Source organism: Rhodococcus sp. PML026 (assembly GCF_000963615.1).
Classification (GTDB): domain Bacteria; phylum Actinomycetota; class Actinomycetes; order Mycobacteriales; family Mycobacteriaceae; genus Rhodococcoides; species Rhodococcoides fascians.
This window is the reverse complement of sequence record NZ_KQ031367.1, coordinates 149,467-173,032: the sequence shown is the minus strand read 5'-3', so window position 1 is coordinate 173,032 and position 23,566 is coordinate 149,467. Positions and strand designations below refer to the sequence as shown.

23 protein-coding genes are annotated in these 23,566 nt (G+C 65.3%); 13 read left to right on the top strand and 10 right to left on the bottom strand.

The window, feature by feature from the left end; genetic code table 11:
* Window positions 1-118 precede the first annotated feature (118 nt).
* Window positions 119-1,285: a DNA recombination protein RmuC gene (locus VF34_RS02280; RefSeq protein ID WP_032375526.1), complete on the top strand. Its 1,167-nt coding sequence runs from the start codon at window positions 119-121 to the stop codon at window positions 1,283-1,285.
* 20 nt (window positions 1,286-1,305) lie between these two features.
* Window positions 1,306-2,412, top strand: coding sequence for a DUF6542 domain-containing protein (locus VF34_RS02275; RefSeq protein WP_027498129.1), 1,107 nt, complete (start codon window positions 1,306-1,308; stop codon window positions 2,410-2,412).
* A gap of 30 nt (window positions 2,413-2,442) precedes the next feature.
* On the opposite strand, the gene VF34_RS02270 is transcribed toward VF34_RS02275, so the two are convergent.
* Window positions 2,443-3,450: a 4-hydroxy-3-methylbut-2-enyl diphosphate reductase gene (locus VF34_RS02270; protein ID WP_032375426.1), complete on the bottom strand. Its 1,008-nt coding sequence runs from the start codon at window positions 3,448-3,450 to the stop codon at window positions 2,443-2,445.
* Between the two features lie 96 nt (window positions 3,451-3,546).
* Here VF34_RS02270 and VF34_RS02265 point away from each other — a divergent pair, with 96 nt between their 5' ends.
* The 3 genes from VF34_RS02265 to VF34_RS02255 are packed head-to-tail and all read left to right on the top strand — an operon-like array spanning window position 3,547 to window position 5,677.
* Complete coding sequence (locus VF34_RS02265) at window positions 3,547-4,164, top strand: lipid droplet-associated protein (protein ID WP_032375425.1); 618 nt, start codon at window positions 3,547-3,549, stop codon at window positions 4,162-4,164.
* Window positions 4,161-5,423 carry an exodeoxyribonuclease VII large subunit gene (xseA, locus tag VF34_RS02260; RefSeq protein WP_027498132.1) on the top strand — a complete coding sequence of 421 codons (1,263 nt, stop codon included), beginning with the start codon at window positions 4,161-4,163 and terminating at the stop codon, window positions 5,421-5,423. The genes VF34_RS02265 and xseA overlap by 4 nt, the downstream gene beginning before the upstream one ends.
* Before the next feature lie 29 nt (window positions 5,424-5,452).
* Window positions 5,453-5,677 (top strand): exodeoxyribonuclease VII small subunit, encoded by a 225-nt coding sequence (locus tag VF34_RS02255; protein WP_027498133.1) that lies wholly within the window; start codon window positions 5,453-5,455, stop codon window positions 5,675-5,677.
* Here VF34_RS02255 and VF34_RS02250 read toward each other — a convergent pair.
* A complete protein-coding gene (locus tag VF34_RS02250; protein WP_027498134.1) occupies window positions 5,674-6,243 on the bottom strand; it encodes a DUF4245 domain-containing protein in 570 nt (189 codons plus the stop codon). The genes VF34_RS02255 and VF34_RS02250 overlap by 4 nt on opposite strands.
* A gap of 135 nt (window positions 6,244-6,378) precedes the next feature.
* Between VF34_RS02250 and glpX the strand changes: the two genes are divergently transcribed.
* Complete coding sequence (gene glpX, locus VF34_RS02245) at window positions 6,379-7,419, top strand: class II fructose-bisphosphatase (protein WP_027498135.1); 1,041 nt, start codon at window positions 6,379-6,381, stop codon at window positions 7,417-7,419.
* A 32-nt stretch (window positions 7,420-7,451) separates the two neighbouring features.
* Complete coding sequence (locus VF34_RS02240) at window positions 7,452-8,855, top strand: class II fumarate hydratase (RefSeq protein WP_027498136.1); 1,404 nt, start codon at window positions 7,452-7,454, stop codon at window positions 8,853-8,855.
* A 153-nt stretch (window positions 8,856-9,008) separates the two neighbouring features.
* On the opposite strand, the gene VF34_RS02235 is transcribed toward VF34_RS02240, so the two are convergent.
* Window positions 9,009-9,866, bottom strand: a complete 858-nt coding sequence (locus tag VF34_RS02235; protein ID WP_032365327.1) for an acyl-ACP desaturase — start codon at window positions 9,864-9,866, stop codon at window positions 9,009-9,011.
* Between the two features lie 164 nt (window positions 9,867-10,030).
* Between VF34_RS02235 and VF34_RS02230 the strand changes: the two genes are divergently transcribed.
* Entirely contained in the window at window positions 10,031-11,587 is a 1,557-nt protein-coding gene (locus VF34_RS02230) for a serine hydrolase (protein WP_230595420.1), read from the top strand.
* Window positions 11,584-11,991 carry a limonene-1,2-epoxide hydrolase family protein gene (locus VF34_RS02225; protein WP_032375424.1) on the top strand — a complete coding sequence of 136 codons (408 nt, stop codon included), beginning with the start codon at window positions 11,584-11,586 and terminating at the stop codon, window positions 11,989-11,991. Before VF34_RS02230 ends, VF34_RS02225 begins: the two co-directional genes overlap by 4 nt.
* Window positions 11,992-12,044: 53 nt before the next feature.
* On the opposite strand, the gene VF34_RS02220 is transcribed toward VF34_RS02225, so the two are convergent.
* The 3 genes from VF34_RS02220 to VF34_RS02210 form a co-directional block, all read right to left on the bottom strand.
* Window positions 12,045-13,370: an RNA 5'-3' helicase PhoH2 gene (locus VF34_RS02220; protein WP_196249605.1), complete on the bottom strand. Its 1,326-nt coding sequence runs from the start codon at window positions 13,368-13,370 to the stop codon at window positions 12,045-12,047.
* Between the two features lie 429 nt (window positions 13,371-13,799).
* Complete coding sequence (gene glyA, locus VF34_RS02215; protein ID WP_027498141.1) at window positions 13,800-15,083, bottom strand: serine hydroxymethyltransferase; 1,284 nt, start codon at window positions 15,081-15,083, stop codon at window positions 13,800-13,802.
* 63 nt (window positions 15,084-15,146) lie between these two features.
* Window positions 15,147-16,343 (bottom strand): hypothetical protein, encoded by a 1,197-nt coding sequence (locus VF34_RS02210; protein WP_045840715.1) that lies wholly within the window; start codon window positions 16,341-16,343, stop codon window positions 15,147-15,149.
* A 126-nt stretch (window positions 16,344-16,469) separates the two neighbouring features.
* Here VF34_RS02210 and coaA point away from each other — a divergent pair, with 126 nt between their 5' ends.
* Window positions 16,470-17,402, top strand: coding sequence for a type I pantothenate kinase (gene coaA / locus VF34_RS02205; protein WP_027498143.1), 933 nt, complete (start codon window positions 16,470-16,472; stop codon window positions 17,400-17,402).
* Between the two features lie 83 nt (window positions 17,403-17,485).
* On the opposite strand, the gene VF34_RS02200 is transcribed toward coaA, so the two are convergent.
* Window positions 17,486-18,268: an isoprenyl transferase gene (locus VF34_RS02200; protein WP_027498144.1), complete on the bottom strand. Its 783-nt coding sequence runs from the start codon at window positions 18,266-18,268 to the stop codon at window positions 17,486-17,488.
* A gap of 133 nt (window positions 18,269-18,401) precedes the next feature.
* On the opposite strand from VF34_RS02200, the gene trhA reads away from it, so the two are divergent.
* Window positions 18,402-19,067, top strand: a complete 666-nt coding sequence (trhA, locus tag VF34_RS02195; protein ID WP_045840714.1) for a PAQR family membrane homeostasis protein TrhA — start codon at window positions 18,402-18,404, stop codon at window positions 19,065-19,067.
* 38 nt (window positions 19,068-19,105) lie between these two features.
* Here the strand turns inward: trhA and VF34_RS02190 are convergent, their stop codons facing one another.
* Genes VF34_RS02190 through mca form a run of 3 tightly spaced genes read right to left on the bottom strand, consistent with a single transcriptional unit; the run spans window position 19,106 to window position 22,277 of the window.
* Window positions 19,106-21,115, bottom strand: a complete 2,010-nt coding sequence (locus tag VF34_RS02190) for a thioredoxin domain-containing protein (protein ID WP_045840713.1) — start codon at window positions 21,113-21,115, stop codon at window positions 19,106-19,108.
* Complete coding sequence (locus tag VF34_RS02185; protein ID WP_045840712.1) at window positions 21,115-21,405, bottom strand: hypothetical protein; 291 nt, start codon at window positions 21,403-21,405, stop codon at window positions 21,115-21,117. The genes VF34_RS02190 and VF34_RS02185 overlap by 1 nt, the downstream gene beginning before the upstream one ends.
* Entirely contained in the window at window positions 21,402-22,277 is an 876-nt protein-coding gene (gene mca, locus VF34_RS02180; protein WP_197077421.1) for a mycothiol conjugate amidase Mca, read from the bottom strand. The genes VF34_RS02185 and mca overlap by 4 nt, the downstream gene beginning before the upstream one ends.
* Before the next feature lie 103 nt (window positions 22,278-22,380).
* Between mca and VF34_RS02175 the strand changes: the two genes are divergently transcribed.
* Together VF34_RS02175 and greA are read left to right on the top strand one after the other, a co-directional pair.
* Window positions 22,381-22,821 carry a DUF4307 domain-containing protein gene (locus VF34_RS02175; RefSeq protein WP_027498149.1) on the top strand — a complete coding sequence of 147 codons (441 nt, stop codon included), beginning with the start codon at window positions 22,381-22,383 and terminating at the stop codon, window positions 22,819-22,821.
* Between the two features lie 223 nt (window positions 22,822-23,044).
* Window positions 23,045-23,539, top strand: a complete 495-nt coding sequence (greA, locus tag VF34_RS02170; protein WP_027498150.1) for a transcription elongation factor GreA — start codon at window positions 23,045-23,047, stop codon at window positions 23,537-23,539.
* Window positions 23,540-23,566: the final 27 nt, after the last annotated feature.

The window sequence follows — 23,566 nt, the reverse complement described above, 5'->3', positions numbered from 1 at the left end:
CGACGCTATCGGCAACCACCGACAAACTATTCGAGGCTCGTCGGCCTGTCGGGCGTGAGCATCGACCCACAGCTCGTCTCGCCCGAACTTGTCGGTGGCGTGCTGCATCATCGGCACCATGAACATTCTCACCGCGCTCGGCCTGCTCGTCGCCCTCGCCATCGGCGGCGTGGTGGGGTGGCTGTTGCATGCCTCTCGGGTGGGTGATCGGGCCGTACGAGCGGAGGCCCAGCTGGCGGCTCTACGCCAGAACGAGGCGCTGCTGCGCCAGTCGCTGAGCGCGGTGAACGAGGATTCCGCGCGGCGCAATTCGACGGTCATCGGCCAGCAGGTGTCCCATCTGGTGGAGCCACTGCACGACGCCGTCGATGCTCTGGCCGAGCACGTGCGAGAAGTCGAGCACCACCGCATCAGGGCGTACGCGGGCCTGTCGGAACAGGTCACCGGAATGCATCGCGCGTCGATGCAGCTCTCCATGCAGACCGGACAACTGGTCACCGCACTGCGCGCGCCGCAGATCCGAGGTCGGTGGGGCGAGATCCAGCTCGAACGGGTCGTCGAACTCGCCGGAATGGTCAAGCACTGCGACTTCGACACTCAGGTGAGCAAGGACGGCTTTCGACCCGACATGATCGTTCGCCTCGCCGGCGATCGGCAGATCGTCGTCGACGCCAAGGTGCCCTTCGCGGCCTACCTCGACGCCGCGCAGGACGAAGAACCCGGTGCTCGCGACAAGCATCTGCGCCGCCACGCCAAGCAGTTGCGCACCCACATCGATCAACTGGCCGACAAGGCCTACTGGGAGGCGTTCGAGCCGACGCCGGAGTTCGTCGTCCTGTTCGTTCCCGGCGACCCGTTTCTCGACGCCGCGTTGACGTCCGATACGAGCCTGCTGGAGTACGCCTTCGGCCGGAACGTGATTCTTGCCACCCCGACCACTCTGGTCGCTCTGCTGCGCACCGTCGCGTACACCTGGAAGCAGGAGTCGATCGCCGAGGACGCGGCGCGGATCCACCAGCTGGGCCGCGAACTGTACGGCCGCATCGGAATCGTCTCGACACATCTCGACAAGCTCGGAGCCCACCTCGGCAAGGCCGTGGAGTCCTTCAACTCCACGGTCGGGTCGGTCGACAGCAGGGTGGGTGTCACCGCACGCAAGCTGCACGAGCTCGAGCTGTTCGACGCCGAACCGGTGGAGATCGCACGCGTGGACGAGCGTCCCAAGCTGTCCGATTCGTCCCGCTACCGGCACGACTTCGGTCATGTCAGCGATGCAGTCGGCTGAACTACGGCTAACCTCGAGGGGTGTCTACCTCCCAACGTGCCCGATCCGGGGTACCGCTGGATCACCGATCCATCCTCGCGACCCTGCCCGGCGTACCAGCGTGGGGTGCCGTTGCGATCGCCGCGGGGCTGACCTTTCTCGGATTTCTCATCGACGCCGCGCGTGGAACCGAGCTGACCGGTGCGTTCGCGTTCCTCTACATCCTCGGCTGCATCGCGGCGGTATTGCTGGTCCGCTACCGCGGACTGTTCACCGCGATGGTCCAAGCCCCGTTGATTCTGTTCGTGGCAGTGCCGCTGTCGTACCAGTACTTCACCGACAACGCGGGCACCAGCCTCAAGGACATCATCCTGAACGTGGCGATTCCGCTGGTCAACCGGTTTCCGTTAATGCTGCTCGGCACCCTCGTGGCCGTCGGCCTCGGTGCCGTACGCATCGTGCTGAAGCGGCAGAACACGCACGCGCCCGCAGTTCGACGCAGCACGAAGACCGCCGACACTGCTCGGCGTCGCACGAAGTCGGAAGACGCCCCTCGTCGAAGCACCAAGGCCGGCGACTCCGCTCGCCGGAGCCCGACCTCCGAGGACGACACACTCACCCGGGCACAGCGGCGAGCGCAGGAAGACCGTCCGTCGCGCGCACGTAGCCGTCGAGCTGCGGCGGACCGTGACGACGTGTCCGCGGTCGAGGCCACCGATATCGTGCCCGAGCCGTACGTGGGCCGCCGAGGAACCTCTCGCGCCGCAACCGACTCCGGTGCCGCGCCACGACGGTCGGCAACAACCCCCGGGGCGACGCCCGGATACGCACGTCAGGCGAGTCCGCAGCCCGAGTACCAGAGGCCCTCCCGCTCCCACGCCCAGTACCCGCAGGATCGCACGCCCCCACCCGGCGTAGCGCGCCCGTCGCGGCCCCAGCCGTCCGAGGCACCGTATTCGACGGAACCTCGCCGGGAGCGTTCACCTCGGGTTCAGCCGCCGCGGGACGCCGTCGATCCGTACTCCAGCAGCGCTCGGCACACAGTCGAACCGGTTGTGAACGACGCGCCGCCGAACGTGCGCCGTGACGACATTCCTCCGCATCCGGTGCCGCAGGTTCGGTACCGCGACCGCCACGCCGACGACTGACCCCACCGGTACCGGCCGGTCATGGACCGGTCAGCGTGCGGGGCGCAGCTCGCGGGGCAAGGAAAAGACCAGGGTCTCGTTCGCGGTGGTGACGGGCTGCACGTCCGCGTATCCGTGCTCGGCGAACAGGTCGATGACGCCCTGAACCAGGATCTCCGGCACGGACGCTCCCGACGTGATGCCGATGGTCTCGACGCCGTCGAGCCACGCCAGATCGATCTCTTTTGCGTAGTCCACCAGGTAGCTGGCCCGTGCGCCGGCACCGAGGGCGACCTCGACCAGGCGCACCGAGTTCGACGAGTTCTTCGAGCCGACGACGATCACCAGATCGCACTCCGGTGCCATCGCCTTCACCGCAACCTGACGGTTCTGCGTGGCGTAGCAGATGTCGTCGCTCGGCGGATCCTGCAAGGTCGGGAACCGTTCACGCAGCTTCGCGACCGTCAACATGGTCTCGTCGACGCTCAGCGTGGTCTGCGAAAGCCAGATCACCTTGTTCTCGTCGCGCACCGTGACGCTGTCCACCGACTCCGGGCCGTCCACGAGCTGGATGTGCTCGGGTGCCTCACCTGCGGTGCCCTCGACCTCCTCGTGGCCCTCGTGGCCGATGAGCAGAATGTCGTAGTCGTCTCGGGCGAACCGCTTGGCTTCCTGGTGCACCTTGGTCACCAGCGGGCAGGTCGCGTCGATCGTCCGCAGGTTCCGCTCGGCGGCAGACGTGTGCACCGCAGGCGAGACACCGTGCGCCGAGAACACCAGCAGCGAACCCTCGGGCACCTCGTCGGTCTCCTCGACGAACACCGCACCGCGATCGGACAGCGTCTCGACCACGTGCTTGTTGTGCACGATCTCCTTGCGCACGTACACCGGCGCACCGTGCTGTTCGAGTGCCTTCTCGACGGTCTCGACGGCGCGATCCACGCCCGCGCAGTAGCCGCGCGGCTCGGCGAGAAGCACTCGCTTACCCCCGGCATGCGCGGTCGTGTGCGAGCCGGCGGAGTGTGCGATACCAAGATTCAAAGGAACGGCCGAAGACATACCTCCCAGGATACGTGTATCGCAGCAACCGGGTCATTCCGCAGGCCCTGGCCTGTCGGCTACCCAAAGACGACGACTTCGGGCAGTCTGGTGTGCATGACTCGACTCCCCTTTGCGGCGCGGGTGGCTGCAGGCGTCGCCGTGACCGTCGTGGAAGAGGCCCGCAAGCTTCCCGGTTCCGCGTTGATGTTGCCGATGACCGTCGTCAGCGAGGCGTTGGCGCGCGGCATGCGGCTTCAGCAGCAGGTGACAGCCCTCGCCATCAAGGGCGATCTGGTCATTTCGGCTCTGCCGGTGATCGGAACTCCGCGCGAGGAGCAGCCGTCGTGGGCGAGTTTCGACGAGGACGACGACGACGCGTTCCCGGCCACGTCGAGGTTCGACTCCGCAGCAGTCACCGATGACGTCGATGTTCCCGACGCACCGGTGGCCGAGCCCATCGCCGCGAACGGACGATTTGCCCTGTACTCGACGCCTCCGCTGGACGAACCGGTGCAGGACACGTCGGCGAAGCCCGCAGCAGCTGCGACGAAGCCCGAGATCGTCGAGATGATCGACTTCGACACTCTTGCCCTGGCTCAGTTGCGCGCACGGCTGCGCACGCTGTCCATCGAGGATCTGGAAACCCTGCTCGAGTACGAGAACGCGACGTCGGCTCGCGCACCGTTCCAGACCATGCTCGCCAACCGAATCACCACCGCCAAGGCGAAGTGAGCACTCCCCCCACTCAGTCCGGCCCCGCCCCATCCGGTGCGAGCACCGCCGAACAACCATGGCCGGTGCGCACCGTCGCGATGAAAGTCGCCGGGTGGATCGACAAACTCGGCAGCATCTGGGTCGAGGGTCAGCTGACGCAGATCAACGCCCGCCCCGGCACGCGCACGGCATTTCTGACTCTGCGTGATCCGTCGGCGGACATGTCGTTGTCGGTGACCTGCTCGCCGCAGCTGCTGGATCGTTCGCCCGTTCCGTTGACCGAGGGCGCGCGCGTCATCCTCTACGGCAAGCTGTCGTTCTTCACCGGCCGTGGCACCATTTCGCTGCGCGCCACCGATATTCGCGCTGTGGGTGTCGGCGAACTACTGGCCCGCATCGAACGGCTCCGGGCTCTGCTGGCGGCCGAAGGACTGTTCGACCCGCGACTCAAGCGTCCGCTGCCGTTCCTGCCCGGCACCATCGGGCTCATCACCGCTCGCGCCAGCGCAGCCGAGAAGGACGTCCTCACCGTCGCGCAGAGGCGTTGGCCTGCAGTGCGATTCGAGGTACGGAACACTCCGGTCCAGGGTCCACAAGCGGTGCCGGCAATCCTGGACGCGTTGAAGGATCTGAACGACGACCCGCGCGTCGACGTCATCGTCCTCGCCCGCGGCGGCGGTAGCGTCGAGGATCTGTTGCCGTTCTCCGACGAGGCACTGTGCCGAGCCATCTCACGGGCGACGACGCCGATCGTCAGCGCCATCGGACACGAACCCGACAGTCCCCTCAGCGATCACGTCGCCGACCTGCGCGCCGCCACCCCCACCGATGCCGCCAAGCTCGTGGTGCCCGACGCCGTCGCCGAACAAGCGTTGGTCGCCGAATTGAAGGCCAGAAGCGCTGCAGCGCTGCGCAATTGGGTGGAACGGGAGGCGCGTGGGCTGGAGATGCTGCGGCATCGACCCGTGTTGGCCGATCCGTTGGCGGCCCTCGAACAGCGTCGCGAGGAAGTTCGGCGACTCGCCGATGCAGCTCGACGCGACGTGCAGCGCGAGCTGACCACCCAGGACACGCTCGTCGAACATCTGCGGGCGAGGCTGTCGACGCTGGGGCCTGCTGCCACACTTGCCCGGGGCTATGCCGTCGTACAGCGGGTGGTGCCGGGTGCCGATCCCGAGGTACTGCGTTCGGTCGAGGACGCGCCGCCGGGTACACAGATCAGGGTGCGGGTGGCCGACGGTGCCGTCACCGCCGCAGTAATGGGCCGAGTGAAATGACGCCGAGTGAAAAGACAGAGGGAGATTCGATGAGCGAGAACGAAGACAAGCCGGTGTCCGAACTGGGCTACGAGGAAGCCCGCGACGAGCTGGTCGGAGTGGTGAAGATCCTCGAGCAGGGCGGGCTCGATCTCGACGCATCCCTCGCTCTGTGGGAGCGCGGCGAACAATTGGCGACGCGCTGCGAAGAACAACTGGCGGGCGCACGCAAGCGCATCGAGACCGCGCTGGCGAGCACCGAGAACGACAGCTAGGGCGCGAGCGGTTCGGTGGCCTCGACCGCAGCCGCGAGAGTGGTGAATTCCTCGGTGTTCGCCGTGCCGCCCAACAGGATTCGCACGTCACCGAAGTCCGAGACCCAGTAGGTGCGCGAGCCTTCCTCGCCGTACACGACCCAGTCTCGACCCGAGACGTTCTGCGCGCCCGACGCGTACACCGTCTCCCCGGCCACGAACGGCACCACCAGTTCCTCGGACGCGGCCGTCTGAGTCAACTGCAGGTACGCACCCGATCCGGTGATGTATCCGACAGTCGACGCCGCTCCACCACTGTCACCGGAAATGGTCGCGCGGCTCCCCGAATTGGGCGTCCATTCCTCGGGAACGACCGGATTGCGCACCGGGAACCCTATTTCGGCCGCGTCGTACTGCAGTGCCGAGTTCACGTCGAAGTTGGGAATGGGTCCCTGCTTGGGTCCACCCGGGCTCAACGAGCACTGACTGGCCACGCCTGCGATCAACAAACACGCAATGACCAGCGGAATCAGCGACCAGACCATGTCGCGGTTGTTGTTGAGAATCCGAGGTTTGCTGTTTGCCACATCTCCAGTATCCCCTCTGTGCGGCAGTGCTCGGTCGGCGCGTACCTCACAGTCGACCCGACCCCACCGCGGGCATCACAGAAGTGAGATAATCCTGCCTGGGTAACACCCCACCAACCAGGAGGCTACAAACCGATGACGGCCAGCACCGAGTCCACTCGCGCCATGGCGCCAGATCGCAACCTCGCACTCGAACTCGTCCGCGTCACCGAGGCCGGTGCGCTCGCCTCGGGTCGCTGGGTCGGTCGGGGCGACAAGGAAGGTGGCGACGGAGCAGCCGTCGACGCGATGCGTCAGTTGGTCAGCTCGGTCTCCATGCGCGGCGTCGTCGTCATCGGCGAAGGCGAGAAGGACGAAGCGCCGATGCTCTACAACGGCGAGCAGGTCGGCAACGGAAACGGACCCGAGGTGGACTTCGCCGTCGACCCCGTCGACGGAACCACCCTGATGGCCAAGGGCATGCCCAACGCCATCTCGGTACTCGCCGTCGCCGAACGCGGCGCGATGTTCGACCCCTCGGCCGTGTTCTACATGGAGAAGATCGCCGTCGGACCCGATTACGCCGACGTCATCGACATCACCGTCCCCGTCGCCGAGAACATCGCCCGCATCGCCAAGATCAAGAAGGGTTCAGCCTCCGACGTGACGGTGTGCATCCTCGATCGCCCCCGGCATGCCGAACTGATCCAGCAGGTGCGCGACGCCGGATCACGCATCCGGTTGATCTCCGACGGTGACGTCGCCGGTGCCATCGCCGCCGCTCGTCCCGACTCCGGCACCGACATGCTCATCGGCACCGGCGGAACGCCCGAGGGCATCATCGCGGCCGCCGCGATGCGCTGCATGGACGGCGCGATCCTGGGCCGTCTGGCACCCACGGACGACACCGAGAAGCAGAAGGCCATCGACGCCGGCCACGACCTCGATCGCGTCCTCGACACCAAGGACCTCGTCTCGGGTGAGAACGTCTTCTTCACCGCCACCGGCGTCACCGACGGCGACCTGCTGCGCGGCGTCCGCTACGCGGGCGGCGGAGCCCACACCCAGTCCATCGTCATGCGCTCCAAGTCCGGCACCGTGCGCATGATCGACGCCTACCACCGCCTCGAGAAGCTGCGCGAGTACTCCTCGGTGGACTTCGACGCCGACGAATCCGGCCAGGCACCGTCCTTCTGATCCCCGAAACCACGACTGGCAAAGTAAGGCTCATGACGCAGACAGACGAACAGCAGTTCCGGATCGAACACGACACCATGGGAGAGGTTCGCGTCCCCATCGACGCGCTCTGGCGCGCCCAGACGCAGCGTGCGGTGGAGAACTTCCCCATCTCGGGCCGCCCGCTCGAGCGCACCCAGATCCGCGCGATGGGCCTGCTCAAGGCAGCCTGCGCACAGGTCAACAAGGATCTCGGTCTGCTCGACGGCGCATTGGCCGACGCGATCATCGCGGCAGCCAACGAAATCGCCGAGGGCAAGCACGACGATCAGTTCCCGATCGACGTCTTCCAGACCGGCTCGGGCACCAGCTCCAACATGAACGCCAACGAGGTCATCGCGTCGATCGCCAAGGCCAACGGCGTCGAGGTGCACCCCAACGACCACGTGAACATGTCGCAGTCCTCCAACGACACGTTCCCGACGGCCACGCACGTTGCCGCCACCGAAGCAGCCGTCACCTCCCTGGTGCCCGCGCTGCGGCACCTGCACGAGGCTCTGGTGACCAAGGCCACCGAGTGGAAGCACGTCGTGAAGTCCGGACGCACCCACCTGATGGATGCCGTCCCCGTCACTCTCGGTCAGGAATTCGGCGGCTACGCCCGGCAGATCGAGGCCGGCATCGAGCGCGTCGAAGCCACCCTGCCGCGTCTGGGTGAACTGCCCATCGGCGGCACCGCCGTCGGCACCGGCCTCAACGCACCCGACGGCTTCGGCCCGAAAGTCGTTGCTGCTCTGGTGAAGTCGACGGGCATCGACGCCCTCACCGCCGCCAAGGATTCGTTCGAGGCGCAGGCCGCTCGCGACGGACTGGTCGAGGCATCCGGTGCACTGCGCACCATCGCAGTGTCACTGACCAAGATCGCCAACGACATTCGCTGGATGGGATCGGGACCGCTCACCGGACTCGGCGAGATCGCACTCCCCGACCTGCAGCCCGGCAGCTCGATCATGCCCGGCAAGGTGAATCCCGTTCTGCCCGAGGCTGTCACGCAGGTCGCCGCGCAGGTCATCGGTAACGACGCGGCAGTGGCCTTCGGCGGCGCATCGGGTGCCTTCGAGCTCAACGTCTACATCCCGATGATGGCCCGCAACGTTCTCGAATCCTTCAAATTGCTCGCCAACGTCTCGGTGCTGTTCGCCGACAAGTGCGTCGTCGGCCTCGAAGCCAACGTCGAGCACCTCAAGACCCTCGCCGAGTCCTCGCCGTCCATCGTGACGCCGCTGAACTCCGCAATCGGCTACGAAGAAGCGGCCGCAGTCGCCAAGCAGGCGCTGAAGGAAAAGAAGACGATCCGTCAGACCGTCATCGACCGCGGACTGATCGGCGACAAGCTCAGCGAAGCAGAACTGGACAAGCGCCTCGACGTCCTGGCCATGGCGAAGGTCAAGGACTAGTTTCGCTGCTCTACCCGCAGGACCCGCAGGACCCGCTGCACCCTTGAACGCGCCCGCCCCCGGTTGGATCAATGTGGGTTTCAGTCACTCAGACTGCAACAAAGTCGCATTGATCCGACCGGGGGCGGGTCGCTTTCGAAAGGGGCCGAAACCTCAGGCCAGGTGCGCGAGTTCTTCGCGTGCCTTCAGGCCGTCCTCACCCAGATCGGTGCGGTCGAAGATCTTCCAGCCTGCGAGCAACGGCTTGAACACCTTGTCGCGTTCCTGGTCGGCATCGTAGATCCCGGCTTCGGCGAGGGCGGCGATGCTGCTGCCGCGGTCCGGAAGCTCGATCTCGGGGATCTTGAAGCCGTTGATACGGTCGGCCACTGCGCGCGCAGCCTGATCGGGTACGACAGCGAATGCCTCGTCGAGGATGCTGGCGAAGAATGCCGACTGCAGCTCGTCGTCGTCGGCAATCTTGCCGAGGATGGTGGCCAGCACCGGATCCTTGCCCAAAGCGATGGTGTTGCGGTTACGCAGGGCGGCGGCAGCTTCTTCGATGGCGAAGTGCGCCAGGATGTCGAGCAGCCGCTGGCTGGGCGCGTCGAATCCGAGGGTCATGTGTTCCATCCGGACTCGCTCGAGGGCGACCGGATCGACAGCGCGGGTGAGCACCAGGAAGTTGCGCAGCACGATCGACTGTCGGTTCTCTTCCGACGTCCAGCGGCCCGTCCACTTCCACCAGGCACCGAGGCCGGTGAGGGCGTGGGCCAGTTCCCGGTGGTAGGCGGGGAGGTTGTCGGCCACCAACACGCCCACCGTGGCGGACAGAATTTCGACGTCGCTCAGGTGCGACTGCTCGGGCGACCAATCCTCGCCGCCGAGGAACGCGAAGTTCTTGCCGTCGTCGAACGGCGCGAGCTCATGGGGGTGCCAATCACTCGCTGCCTCGATATGGCGTCGTAGATTCTCTTCGACCGCGGGCTCCAAACGGACCAGCAGATCACCGTCGGACAGGTTCGTAGACATGCGGTAACCGTAGCGCCTGCCGCCGAGCGTCCGACGTCGCGCCCCTGACCTCTGTGAATTCTCCTAACGCCAGGTCGTTGCGGGTCTATCCTCAGGTGCATCCAATCATCGACGTGAGGACTCCTCATGATGCGGTCGGGTCGAAATTTTCTGTACTTGCTGTCGTGTGCTCTCTGGTTCTGTTGGCAGGGTGCTCCGAAGACGCACCCACCGCAGACAGTCCACCGGCGTCCGAGCCGGTGCCGACCGAGGATTTGTCGCCCGGCCAGGTTGCCGGCGTCGACGTTCCGGCCGGTCGCGTCGACGATGCGGTCGGCAAGCTCGACGGTATCGCCGACGAACTGATGGCGTCGTCGAACATTCCGGGTATGGCCGTTGCCGTCGTGCACGGTTCGGACGTCGTCTACTCGAAAGGCTTCGGCGTTCGCGAAATGGGGAAGGACGACCCGATCGACGGCGACACCGTGTTCCAGCTGGCCTCGCTGTCCAAGTCGGTGGGTGCGACGGTGGTCGCGTCACAGGTGGGAGCGGGTGTCATCGACTGGTCGACGCCGGTGGTCTCCGAGCTGCCGTGGTTTGCGCTGGACGATCCGTGGGTGACTCAGAACATCACGGTCGGCGACTTCTACGCGCATCGAAGCGGACTCCCAGAGCACGAGGGCGATCTACTCGAAGACCTCGGCTACGACCGGAGACAGATCCTCGAGCGCCTTCGGGAGGTGCCCCTCGATCCGTTCCGTTCCACGTATCACTACACCAACTTCGGGATCACAGCCGCGGCCGAGGCCGTCGCTGCCGCGTCGGGCAAGGACTGGGACACCCTCAGCGAGGACACGATCTACGGTCCGCTCGGCATGACCTCGACAAGCTCGTCGTTCTCCGACTACATCGGCCGCGCCGACCGAGCGGTACCTCACGTCCTCGTGGACGGCGAGTATCAGGCCCGATACCAACGCGAACCCGATCCGCAGACGCCGGCCGGTGGCGTCAGCTCCTCGGTGAACGATCTCGCCAGGTGGCTGACGATGCTCATCGCCGACGGCACCCACGACGGGAAGCAGATCGTCGATCCCGACGCCCTCCTTCCTGCCATCAGCGCGCAGATCGTCTCGAGCCCGTCGACGACGGCGGATTCGCGCGCGGGCTACTACGGATACGGATTCAACGTCTCCACCAGTGCAGCCGGCCGCACGACCGTCAGCCATTCCGGAGCGTTCGCACTCGGGGCGGGCACGAACTTTCTCTGGATCCCGTCGCTCGACGTCGCCATCGTCGTACTGACCAACGCCGCGCCACTCGGCATCGCAGAAACGGTCACGGCCGAGTTCGCCGACCTCGTGCAGTTCGGCGAGGTACGCGAGGACTGGCGAACGCTGTACAAGAATGCCTTCGCCGGTATGAGCGAGCCGGAGGGCGACCTCGCGGGGAAGACCGCTCCGACGAATGCCGCTGCGCCACAACCGCTCACGTCGTACACCGGGGTGTACCAGAACGCCTACTGGGGGCCGGCGACCGTCGCGGAGGTCGACGGGAGGCTGGTGTTGACCCTCGGACCGAACTCGACTTCCTACGAGTTGTCGCACTGGGACGGTGATACCTTCGCGTTCGAGCCGACCGGTGAGAACGCACCGGACGGAACGATTTCTCAGGCGACATTCGAGGGGAACACGGTCACACTCGAGTTCTTCGACGGCGATGGATTAGGACGGTTCACCAAGTGACTGACACCCGACAAGCAACCGACAGCGTGCAAAACCTGTTCGACGCGTTGAGGCTTCGCGAGACCGATCGCGCGCTGGCGCTTCTCGACGAGAAGATCGTGTGGCACAACGTCGGGCTTCCCAAGGTGCGCGGAATCTCCAACGTAGGCAGATTTCTGACGCTGCTGGCCAAGCCGGGTTACGGTTTCGACGTCGTCGTGCACAACATCGCGGCCGACGGAGATGTCGTGCTCACCGAGCGCACCGACGTCCTGATCTGGCGTCGGCTTCGTGTCGAGTTCTGGGTGTGCGGAACATTCGAGCTGCGCGACGGCAAAATAGCTGTGTGGCGCGACTATTTCGACAACGTCGATTTCATGAAAGGTGTTGCGCGAGGAGCGCTCAGGGCTGCGGTGGGCCGGTGACCCATGTGAGTGGAACTTCGTAGCAGGCTACGAAGTTCCACTCACGAGGGGCGTCAGGCCCCTGACGGACCGAATTCCTCGAGCATTTCGGTCACCAGTGCAGCGATCGGTGAACGCTCACTGCGAGTGAGGGTGATGTGCGCGAAAAGCGGGTGCCCCTTGAGCTTTTCGATGACGGCAGCGACGCCGTCGTGTCGTCCGACCCGGAGGTTGTCTCGTTGCGCGACGTCGTGAGTGAGCACGACGCGTGAGCCCGACCCCAGTCGTGACAGGACCGTGAGCAGCACATTGCGCTCGAGTGACTGTGCCTCGTCGACGATGACGAACGAATCGTGGAGCGAGCGACCGCGAATGTGCGTCAGCGGCAACACTTCCAGCATTCCGCGGGCGATGACTTCCTCCATGACCTCCGGGCTGGCGAGCCCTTCGAGGGTGTCGAAGACAGCCTGGCCCCACGGGCCCATCTTCTCACTCTCACTGCCGGGGAGGTAGCCGAGTTCCTGCCCACCGACGGCGTAAAGAGGCCGGAAGACAACAACTTTCCGGTGTGAGCGACGTTCGAGGACGGCCTCGAGACCAGCCGTCAGCGCCAGAGCGGACTTGCCGGTGCCTGCCTTTCCACCGAGCGAGACGATGCCGATGCTCTCATCGAGCAGAAGATCGAGTGCGACTCGCTGTTCCGCCGAACGGCCGTGCAGGCCGAACGCCTCACGCTCACCACGCACGAGTTGGATCTGCTTGTCGGGCGTGACGCGCCCCAGTGCACTCTGCCGTCCGGCAAGCAGTCGAACGCCGGTGTGACACGGCAAGTCTCGGGCCTCGACGAGATCGATGACACCGTCGTTGAACAGGGTGTCCACGGCATCGGAGGGCACCTCGAGCTCCGTCATACCGGTCCAACCGGACGGCACGACGTCGTGAGCGTGGTACTCGTCGGCGGGAAGCCCGACAGCACCGGCCTTGACGCGCAGCGGGATATCTTTGCTGACCAACACCACATCTTTGCCCTCGGCCGCCAGATTCAGGGCGCAAGCGAGGATTCGAGAATCGTTGGAGTCGGTACGGAACCCGACGGGTAGCACCGACGGATCGGTGTGATTGAGCTCGACTTGCAGTGTGCCGCCGGACGTTCCGATGGGGACCGGCTGATCGAGTCGGCCGAATTCTACGCGGAGGTCGTCGAGCATGCGCAAGGATTCCCGCGCGAACCATCCCAGTTCGTGATGGTGGCGTTTGCCCTCCAACTCGCTGATCACGATCAACGGAAGTACCACATTGTGCTCGGCGAACCGGATGACTGCCCACGGATCCGACAGCAGGACCGAGGTATCGAGCACGAATGTCCGAAGAGGGGCGGAAACGGAGCGTGAAGTGGTCACGTGGGGCTCCTACGTTTGCGCGGCACCGCGCAAACTCTGTCGCTCGGCCGGTCGGGTCCGATGTGTCAGGTGACACGAGGACCGGGTACCGGCCCTCTCGCGCTCACTAGCTCAGTCACGTATCAGAACCTCCCGCACAGGCAGCTTCCCCGCTGCCTGTTACTGCCGACGGTACCGCCGAAATCCGGTATCGGCTCGCTGGAAGTCTGGCGTGTCGGTGAACAACGCGTTACGGCCGATTCGCCCCAGGTCGGCGGGACGTTCGGTGCCGAGACCGCCCTCCCCCGTCGGATCAATGTGGCTTTGTTGCACTCAGATCGACTGATAGCCACATTGATCCGACCGGGGGTCAGCGTGAATGAACCACTGCAGACGTCCGAACGCTGCAATGGTCCATTGACGCGACCGGGGTGGGCAGGAAAGCCAGGGTCAGCCCAGCAATCCCCAGTCTTCGAGGCCCTCGTACAACGGCTTGCTCTGTGCCAGTTTCACGACGCGTTCTTTCAGGGCGTCGGTGGCCTGACCCGTGGCCAGGGCGGTTGCGATGATGTCGGCGACCTCGGTGAACTCGGCTTCGCCGAATCCGCGGGTGGCGAGTGCGCCGGTACCGATGCGCAGGCCGGAGGTGACCATGGGCGGGCGCGGGTCGAAGGGCACGGCGTTGCGGTTGACGGTGATGCCGACCTCGTGCAGCAGGTCTTCTGCCTGCTGGCCGTCGAGCTCGGAGTTGCGCAGGTCGACGAGTACCAGATGCACGTCGGTGCCGCCGGTGAGGACGGAGACGCCCTTGTCGGCGACGTCGGCACCGGTGAGACGCTCGGCGAGCAGCGACGCGCCGAGAAGGGTCCGCTCCTGGCGTTCCTTGAACTCCGGCGTCGCAGCGATCTTGAAGGCGACGGCCTTCGCGGCGATGGCGTGCATCAGCGGCCCACCCTGCTGGCCGGGGAACACGGCGGAGTTGAGCTTCTTGGCCCATTCCTTCTTGGCGAGGATGATGCCGGAGCGCGGTCCGCCGAGGGTCTTGTGCACCGTCGAGGACACGACGTCTGCGTAAGGCACGGGTGAGGGGTGCACGCCTGCGGCGACGAGTCCGGCGAAGTGCGCCATGTCGACCCAGAGCAGTGCGCCCACTTCGTCGGCGATGGAACGGAACGCAGCGAAGTCCTGGTGGCGCGGGTAGGCCGACCAGCCGGCGATCAGCACCTGGGGCTTGGCGGCGATGGCCTGCTTGCGCACCTCGTCCATGTCGATGCGGTGATCTTCTTTCGACACCCCGTAGGACTCGACCTCGTAGAGCTTGCCCGAGAAGTTGAGCTTCATGCCGTGGGTGAGGTGGCCGCCGTGGGCCAGGTCGAGTCCCATGATCTTGTCGCCCGGGTTGATCAGTGCCATCAGTACCGCGGCGTTGGCCTGCGCACCGGCGTGCGGCTGCACGTTGGCGAACTCGGCACCGAAGAGTTCCTTGGCGCGATTGCGGGCGAGGTCCTCGACGATGTCGACGTGCTCGCAGCCGCCGTAGTAGCGGCGTCCGGGGTATCCCTCGGCGTACTTGTTGGTCAGGACGCTGCCCTGGGCCTGCAGAACCGCGCGGGGCACGAAGTTCTCCGAGGCGATCATCTCGAGGGTGTCGCGCTGACGTCCCAGTTCACCTGCCATCGCCGCGGCGACCTCGGGATCGAGCTCGGCCAGTGACAGGTTGTTGACGTCAGTCATAACAGGAGTCTCCAAGGGACAGCAGAGTAAGGGGGCATCAATAAACAACGGACCTGGGCCAGTTTACGAGACGCGTACTGCGCCCGGTGTCAGTGGCTCGTCGAGCAGTCTGCCGAACAGCTGTGCCCGCTCACTGGCGGTCTCACCCTGGTCCAACCAGCCGGCGAGAAGCTTGTAGCCCTCGACGTAGGTACTGATGTACGCCCGCCACAGCGGCGAGGACAGAAAGCGCAGACTGTGCCGTGCGCGCTGCGGCGAGGCAAGTGACCATCGCTCCAGGTAGGCGGCCACATCGTCCTCGCTCTTGTGCTGATCGTGCAGCAACAGCGCGGCGTCCTGGCGAACTCCCAGCAGTTGGCTCGACGCCGCCGAGAGTCGCTCGGCCTTGTCGCCGTCGAATCGCAGTCCGAGGTCGGCGTAGATTTCCTGCGCCCACGCGCCCCAGCCTTCGCCGACGATCGCCCCGAGAGCGTGGTCGGCGAGCCCCTCGGCCATCAGGCACTGCGGAGTGTTGACCACGAACAACATCTGCTCGAGCTGTCCTGCGCCGACGAGCCCCGTCTCCTTGCGGCAGTGCTCGGTGTGGTGGCCGGGGTAGGACTCGTGCGCGATCAGGTGGGGCAGGTTGGCCATCTGCTGTTCGATGTCGGAGTTGATCGCGACGGTGGACTGGAAGTTGCCGAGGTAGTAGTTGAAGCCGGACCACGGCTTGTCGCCGACTACCTCGTACGTCACCTTCTCGTTCTCGGGCAACGAGTATTCGGCGCGGACGCGGTCGCGCAATGCGGACGAGAACGCCTCGACGCAGTCCTGCAGTCGATCCGCTGGAATGACGTCGGCGCGGCGGTGGGCGATCAACCGTTCGCTCAGCGAGCCGGGTCCGGGGAGCACCTCGTCCATCTTGCGATGCGCCTGCAGGTACTGGTCCTGATCCCCCGGTGCGATTCGAACGTCGAAGTAGGCGTGGACCTCGTCGACGAAGCCGATGTTCTCGCCTGCGAACTTGCGCGCGGAGCATTCCAACGCCCGCAGGTGGACGTCGAGAAACGTTCGGCGTTCCGCTGTCAGTTCGACGTTGCCGAGCTCGGCGCGCAGTGTCTGCGCTCGACGGACGAGCTCACGCGGCTCCGGCGCCGGGGCGTTCTCGGTGATTCGACGCAGTTCGGGATCACCGGTGTACGCGTCGACGAAACCGTCTTCGAGTCGGTCGAAACTCAGGCCCAGCAACAGGTATTCGCGAACCAGGGAAGCAGCATCCATATCCGAACCCTAGTACGGCGAACGACCCCGCCCGTGCGCGGTGGACAGGCACCGAGCACAATCTGGAACCATGCGACTCGCGCCCGACAGGAGCACCGCCGAATCCTCAGCAGCTCCGATGCTCAGGTGGCGTGCGTGAGCGAGTCCAGTCCGTACGTCGAGTTCGACCGTGTGCAGTGGCGCACGCTGCGTCAATCCACACCGCTGGTACTCACCGAGGAAGAACTGGTCGGTCTGCGCGGCCTCGGTGAGCAGATCGATCTGGACGAGGTGGCCGAGGTCTATCTGCCGCTGGCCCGGCTGATTCATCTCCAGGTGGCCGCGCGCCAGCGGTTGTTCGCGGCAACGGCCACGTTCCTCGGTGAGAAACATCCCGATCGACAGGTTCCGTTCGTCATCGGCGTAGCGGGCAGCGTCGCGGTCGGTAAATCCACCACTGCCCGTGTGCTGCAAGCACTCCTGGCCCGGTGGGATCACCATCCCCGCGTGGACCTCGTCACCACGGACGGTTTCCTGTATCCGACGGCCGAGCTCATGCGCCGAGGGATCCTGCACCGCAAGGGCTTTCCCGAAAGTTACGACCGACGCAAGCTGCTCAGGTTCGTCACCGAGGTCAAGTCCGGAACCGAAGAGGTGGGCGCGCCGGTCTATTCGCACGTGTCGTACGACATTGTCAAAGGCCAGTACCACATGGTTCGCCAGCCCGACATCCTGATCGTGGAGGGGCTCAACGTACTCCAGACCGGACCTCGGCTGATGGTCTCGGATCTGTTCGACTTCTCGATCTACGTCGACGCTCGGATCGAGGACATCGAGAGCTGGTACGTCAAACGATTCCTGGCGCTACGCAAGACCTCGTTCACCGACCCGTCCTCGCATTTCCATCACTATGCAGGACTGTCCGACGATCACGCGCAGATCGCGGCCGAGGATCTGTGGCATTCGATCAACTTGCCGAACCTGGTGGAGAACATTCTTCCGACTCGTCCGCGAGCAACGATGGTGCTGCGCAAGGACAACGACCATGCGATCAACCGGCTGCGCCTGCGAAAGTTGTAGGTCCAGGTCGTGAGTGGAAGTTCGTAGCAGGCTACGAGCTGGAGTGGAGCCTGCGGAATGACCAGACGGTCCAGCCGTGCACGTCAGATACCGAACCGGCGGTGCCGTGCGGCGAAGTCGCGGAGTGCGCGCAAGAAGTCGACGCGACGAAATTCCGGCCAATAGGCCTCGGTGAACCAGATCTCCGAATATGCGCTCTGCCACAGCAGGAAACCGGACAGGCGTTGCTCTCCCGAGGTGCGGATGACGAGATCGGGATCGGGTTGACCCGAGGTGTACAGGTGACTGTCGATACCGTCGACGTTGATGGAGGCCACCAACTCGTCCCCGGTGATGCCTTCGGCGATCTTCTCGGTGACCAGCGACTGCACGGCGTCGGCGATCTCCTGGCGGCCGCCGTATCCGACGGCGACATTGACGTGCGTTCCGGTTCGGCCCTCGGTGCGCGCAGCCGCCTCTTTGAGCCGACGTGAGGTCGATGCAGGCAGCAGATCGAGAGTGCCGACGAGTTTGACGCCCCAGTTCATCTCGGGTCCGCAGATCTCCTCGACGACGTCGGTGATGATGTCGAGCAGCGAATCGAGTTCGTCGGCATCCCGTCGGAGGTTCTCGGTCGAGAGCAGATAGATGGTGGCCATCTCGATTCCGGCAGCGTCGCACCAGCCGAGCATCTCGGCGATCTTGAGCGCCCCCATGCGGTGGCCGTGCGCGACGTCGGTGAACCCGTTCTCCCGTGCCCACCGCCGGTTGCCGTCACACATCACCGCGACGTGCCGCGGGTGCTGCACCCCCTCGAGCTGACTCAACAAACGCCGCTCGTACACGTTGTAGAGAACGCCGCGCACCTTCTGCGGAATGATCACCACTACTTCGTCACCGCTGCTCTCATCACCACGGAGGATCACCTTACGCCGACGTCTTCGAGCGGGCGGCCGGTACAGTAGCGTCCGAACCTACGGTTGCGTAGGTTCACTACGGCGGAACGGGAGGTCACCTTTCATGACGATGTTCGGACTGGACGAGATACCCGTCAAACCACGCATGCGTGGCTGGATTCACCTGTACGCCTTCGGCGTCGCGGTGGTGTGCGCGATCACCCTCGTCACCATGGCGTTCAGCCTGGTGTCGGTCAGCGCAGGCCTCGCGACGGGTATCTATTCGATCACCGTGTGCGGGGTGTTCGGCGTCAGCGCCACCTATCACCGCGTGCACTGGAAGACCACCGCGTCGCAGATCTGGATGAAACGCGCCGACCACTCCATGATCTTCCTGTTCATCGCCGGTAGCTACACCCCGTTCGCCGTACTGGGTCTGCCGGCCGCGACGGGACGAACTCTGTTGATCGTCGTGTGGATCGGAGCGGTCTGCGGGGTGGCTCTGAAGATGCTGTGGCCCACCGCTCCCCGCTGGGTCGGGGTACCGCTGTATCTCGTGCTCGGCTGGGCGATCGTGCCGGTCGCTCCCACCCTGATCGAGCACGTCGGCTTCGCACCGTTCCTGTTGCTATTGGTCGGCGGCATCTTCTACAGCGTCGGGGCGATCCTCTACGCCACCAAGTGGCCGAATCCGTGGCCCACGACATTCGGCCATCACGAATTCTTCCACGCAGCAACGGTGTTGGCGGCAATCTGCCACCTCGTGGCAGTGTGGCTCGTCCTGTTCTGACGACGCGTCGGAAGGCTCGGAACACCGCGTCGGCGACGTCACTTCCGCAGTGCGGCCGCCAGATCCTCGACCGACGTCACAGGCCGGTCGCAGACGAATCCGCGACACACGTACGCCGTTTCCTGCCCGTCGACGGGCGGTCGGCCCGTCAGCAGCGCAGACGAGTCGGCCGATCCTGCGACCACCACGGAACCTCCAGGTGCCAGCGACCGCGCGGCGGCGAGCAACTCACCGCCCGGTGCGAGCGACACGGCGATCTGAATCGGGCCGCGCACCGACGCCTCGGCCACGGCCAGCCAGTGACCACCCGACCTCGGGGCGCGTTCGAGGATGGCCGCTGCTCGTGCGAGCGAAGCAGCGGCCAGTTCGGCGTACCGTGCGGACGATTCGTGATCGACGAGGGCGGCCGCGGTGAGCAGCGCCTCGGCCATGGTCGACGCTCCCGACGGAGTCGCACCGTCGATCGGATCCCGCGGCCGGGTCACCAGGGTCTCGGCATCGTCAGCGGTGTCGAACCAGCTGCCGGCGTCGTCGGGATCGGCGAAGTGTTCGATCGCAGCGTCGAGGATCGTCGTCATCCGCCGGGTCCAGACGGCGTCGCCGGTGGCCTGGAACAGCGTGGCAGCGGCCACGGCGAGGCAGGCGTAGTCCTCGAGCACTCCGGTGGCCTCACCCACTGCGCTACCGAGGGACGCCCGCCGGACACGTCCCGATTCGACGTGAGTGGCGAACAGTTGCTCGCCGCATTCGACGGCGGCGTCGACCCAGGTCGGTTCGTTCGCGCCGGTTCCGGCCTCGGCCAACGCGGTGATGGCCAGTGCGTTCCACGCGGTGACCACCTTGTCGTCTCGACCGGGTTGCGGCCGCGACGCTCGTGCCGCCGACAACGCGTTCCGGATGCGGGCGAACCGGTCGTAGTCCTCGGGCTCGGCGGGCAGTTGCAGCACGGACATACCGGCCTCGAACGTGCCGGCGGAATTCACCGCGAACAGGCCCGCAGCCCATACACCGTCTTCGAAACCGAGGGTGTCGACCAGCTGCTCGGGCGTCCACACGTAGGTCAGACCCTCGACTCCTTCGGTGTCGGCATCGAGCGCCGACGCGAAACAGCCGTTGGCCGTGCGCAATTCACCGAGCATGAATCGTGCGGTATCCGACGCCACCCGACGCACCAGCGGATCATCGTCGACCCGGGCGGCGTGCGCGTAGAACCGCAGCAGCAGCGCATTGTCGTAGAGCATCTTCTCGAAGTGCGGGACGATCCATTCTGCGTCGACCGAATACCGCGCGAAGCCGCCGGCGAGTTGGTCGTACATGCCTCCGCGCGCCATTGCCGCCGCGGTACGTCGAACCACGTCGAGTACCTCACCGTTGCCGGTGCGCTCGTAGTGCCGGAGCAGACCCTCCAGCAGTGCACCCGGTGGAAATTTCGGTGCCCGGCCGAAGCCGCCGTAGGTGGTGTCCTCGTCGGCGCAGACCGCCGCGACGGACGCGGCCAGAAAATCGGCGTCCATCGGTCGTCCGCCGGCCGGAATTCCGGAGCTCTGTTTGCGCAGCTCGGTGACGATGGCCGCGGACGCGTCGAACACCTCCTGTCGCCGGGTGGACCAGGTGTCGGCGATTGCGGTCAGTAGTTGTTCGAAGGAGGGCATCCCCTGGCGTGGGGCCGGTGGGTAGTACGTCCCGCAGTAGAACGGTTCGGTCTCGGGTGTGAGGAAACAGGTCATGGGCCAACCGCCCTGACCGGTCATCGCGACAGTGGCGTTCATGTAGACCGCATCGAGGTCGGGGCGCTCTTCCCGATCGACCTTGATGCACACGAAATGCTCGTTCATCAGGGCCGCGGTGGCCTCGTCCTCGAACGATTCGTGTGCCATGACATGACACCAGTGGCACGCCGAGTACCCGATGGACAACAGGATCGGGACGTCGCGATCACGCGCGGACTGCAGTGCCTGCGGTCCCCACTGCTGCCAGTGCACCGGATTGTCGGCGTGCTGACGCAGATACGGACTGGTGGATTCGCCCAGCGTGTTCGCGTCGAGCATCAGGGTTCGTCGGAGACAGCTGGTTCGTCGGAGACAGCGGGTTTCGGACGGCTGGTGTCCGGTTGTGGGCTCGGCGTGATGCCCCCACGATCGGTGCCCTCGTCGAGCGCCTGATCCAGCGTGGGATCTTCTTTCTCGAACGTCGCGGGCAGACGCTTGATCTTCTTGTTCATGGACCAGATCAGCAGCGCCGTTCCGACCAGCAACGCCACGAGGATCACCAGACCGATCGGCGACGACTTGCCGAACTCGGGCCCCGTGGGCTGCTGGGCGAGGATCGACACGATCATTGTTCGGTCTCTTCTATTCCCGCGAACAGATCGGTCTCGGGCAGTGACGTGGTCACGCGGGTGCGGGCGAGCTCGAACTCCTCGGTGGGCCACAACTTGCGTTGGACGTCCACGGGCACCGCGAAGAACGCTCCGTTGGGATCGATCTGCGTCGCATGGGCTCGCAGTGCGTCGTCGCGCTGCTCGAACCAGGTGCCCACGTCGACCTGCGTGGTGATGCGCTCCATGATCTCGTCGCGCTGACCGTCCCACCGCTTCAGCCACTCGACGAACGGGCTTTCCTCGCCGCGATCGATGAACCAGTCGTGGAAGAGCTGCATGCGCTTACGCAGGAAACCGTGCGAGTAGTAGAGCTTGAGCGGAGTCCACGGCTCACCCGCATCGGGGAAACGCTCGGGATCGCCCGCGGCTTCCCACGCGGCCATCGAGACCTCGTGGCACCGGATGTGATCGGGATGCGGGTAGCCGCCGCGTTCGTCGTAGGTGGTGATGACGTGGGGCTTGAAGTCTCGAACCACCTTCACCAACGCCTCGGTGGACACCTCCAACGGCACCAGCGCGAAGCAGCCCTCGGGCAGCGGCGGCAGCGGATCGCCCTCGGGGAGTCCCGAGTCCTCGAATCCGAGCCACGTCTGCTGTACCCCGAGGATGCGCGCGGCCTCGGCCATCTCCTCGCGTCGGACCTCCCTGATCCGTTGGTGGACGCCCGGAATGTCCATCGCCGGATTGAGGATGTCCCCTCGCTCGCCGCCGGTGAGCGTGACGACCAGAACGTCGTGCCCTTCGGCCGCATAGCGGGCCGTGGTCGCAGCACCTTTGCTGGACTCGTCGTCGGGATGGGCATGCACTGCCATGAGCCGCAGTCCGGACACGTTCTTCCTCACCTCGGATTCGCCTTGTTCTTGCCTGCCCTATAGTTCCACCTGACGCCGACATGCCCCCAGCGGCACCCCCGATTTCACTCCGAGAGCTGACATGACCAACGCACTTCCCGCAGGTAGATACCCGTCGGGTTCCGGTCCGAGCGGCATTCGGCGAGCTCCGAAACGTGCGACGAAGATCGCACTGGTGGCACTGGTCCTGCTGGTCGGGCTCGGCGTGGCCTACTACGCGTACACGAAATTCTCGGTCAAGCCCGTCGAAGGCAGCCAGCTTTCGTTCGACATCGTCGACGAGAGCACGATGTCGATCCGATTCAGCGTCACCCGGGAGAACCCGGAGCAGCCGGCGGTGTGCATCGTCCGCGCTCGTTCTCGCGACGGTTCCGAGACCGGACGGCGCGAGGTGTACATCCCACCGGAGTCCTCCTCGACCACGGTGGAGCTCACCACCGACGTGACGACGTCGTCCCCACCCGCCGTCGGAGACGTGTACGGCTGCAGCCTCGATGTTCCCGAGTATTTACGAGCCCGATAGGCGAAGAGCCTGTTCGTGGTAAGCTCGGGTCGTACACGGCTGCCGCACAGGTGCCGTGTATTGCTGCATTGCGGGCAGGGTTACCTGCGTCAACGATGTCGACGGCTCCAGGATGCGGGCCGACCAAGGGGATCCATCCATTGGAGTCCCCTCTTCGTTGCGTGCCCTACCGCCTAGAAACCGGAATCGAACTCGAGATTCCGACTACGAGGGAGTGATCGAGATGACCGAGACCCAGGTGACCTGGCTTACCCAGGAATCACACGACAGGCTCAAGAGCGAACTCGACCAGCTCATTTCCAATCGCCCCGTCATCGCCGCCGAGATCAACGAGCGTCGCGAAGAGGGCGATCTGAAGGAGAACGGCGGCTACCACGCTGCGCGCGAGGAGCAGGGCCAGCAGGAAGCACGCATTCGTCAGCTGCAGGAACTGCTCAACAACGCGAAGGTCGGCGAGGCACCCACCCAGTCGGGCGTGGCTCTGCCCGGATCCGTCGTCAAGGTCTACTACGACGGCGACGAGTCCGACACCGAGACCTTCCTGATCGCCACCCGCGAAGAGGGTGCCCGCGACAGCAAGCTCGAGGTGTACTCCCCCGCGTCTCCGCTGGGTGGATCGCTCATCGACGCGAAGGTCGGCGACACCCGCGAGTACACCCTGCCCAACGGCAAGACCATGAAGGTCACGCTGGTCAGCGCAGAGCCGTACCACACCTGATTCGAGCCTCTTCTCGAACAACACCCC

Coding starts and splice junctions, on each gene's coding strand:
- VF34_RS02280 (WP_032375526.1), top strand. CDS start 119: ATGAACATTCTCACCGCGCTCGGCCTGCTCGTCGCCCTCGCCATCGGC.
- VF34_RS02270 (WP_032375426.1), bottom strand. CDS start 3,450: ATGTCTTCGGCCGTTCCTTTGAATCTTGGTATCGCACACTCCGCCGGC.
- VF34_RS02265 (WP_032375425.1), top strand. CDS start 3,547: ATGACTCGACTCCCCTTTGCGGCGCGGGTGGCTGCAGGCGTCGCCGTG.
- VF34_RS02255 (WP_027498133.1), top strand. CDS start 5,453: ATGAGCGAGAACGAAGACAAGCCGGTGTCCGAACTGGGCTACGAGGAA.
- glpX (WP_027498135.1), top strand. CDS start 6,379: ATGACGGCCAGCACCGAGTCCACTCGCGCCATGGCGCCAGATCGCAAC.
- VF34_RS02240 (WP_027498136.1), top strand. CDS start 7,452: ATGACGCAGACAGACGAACAGCAGTTCCGGATCGAACACGACACCATG.
- VF34_RS02235 (WP_032365327.1), bottom strand. CDS start 9,866: ATGTCTACGAACCTGTCCGACGGTGATCTGCTGGTCCGTTTGGAGCCC.
- glyA (WP_027498141.1), bottom strand. CDS start 15,083: ATGACTGACGTCAACAACCTGTCACTGGCCGAGCTCGATCCCGAGGTC.
- VF34_RS02210 (WP_045840715.1), bottom strand. CDS start 16,343: ATGGATGCTGCTTCCCTGGTTCGCGAATACCTGTTGCTGGGCCTGAGT.
- trhA (WP_045840714.1), top strand. CDS start 18,402: ATGACGATGTTCGGACTGGACGAGATACCCGTCAAACCACGCATGCGT.
- VF34_RS02190 (WP_045840713.1), bottom strand. CDS start 21,115: ATGCTCGACGCGAACACGCTGGGCGAATCCACCAGTCCGTATCTGCGT.
- VF34_RS02185 (WP_045840712.1), bottom strand. CDS start 21,405: ATGATCGTGTCGATCCTCGCCCAGCAGCCCACGGGGCCCGAGTTCGGC.
- VF34_RS02175 (WP_027498149.1), top strand. CDS start 22,381: ATGACCAACGCACTTCCCGCAGGTAGATACCCGTCGGGTTCCGGTCCG.
- greA (WP_027498150.1), top strand. CDS start 23,045: ATGACCGAGACCCAGGTGACCTGGCTTACCCAGGAATCACACGACAGG.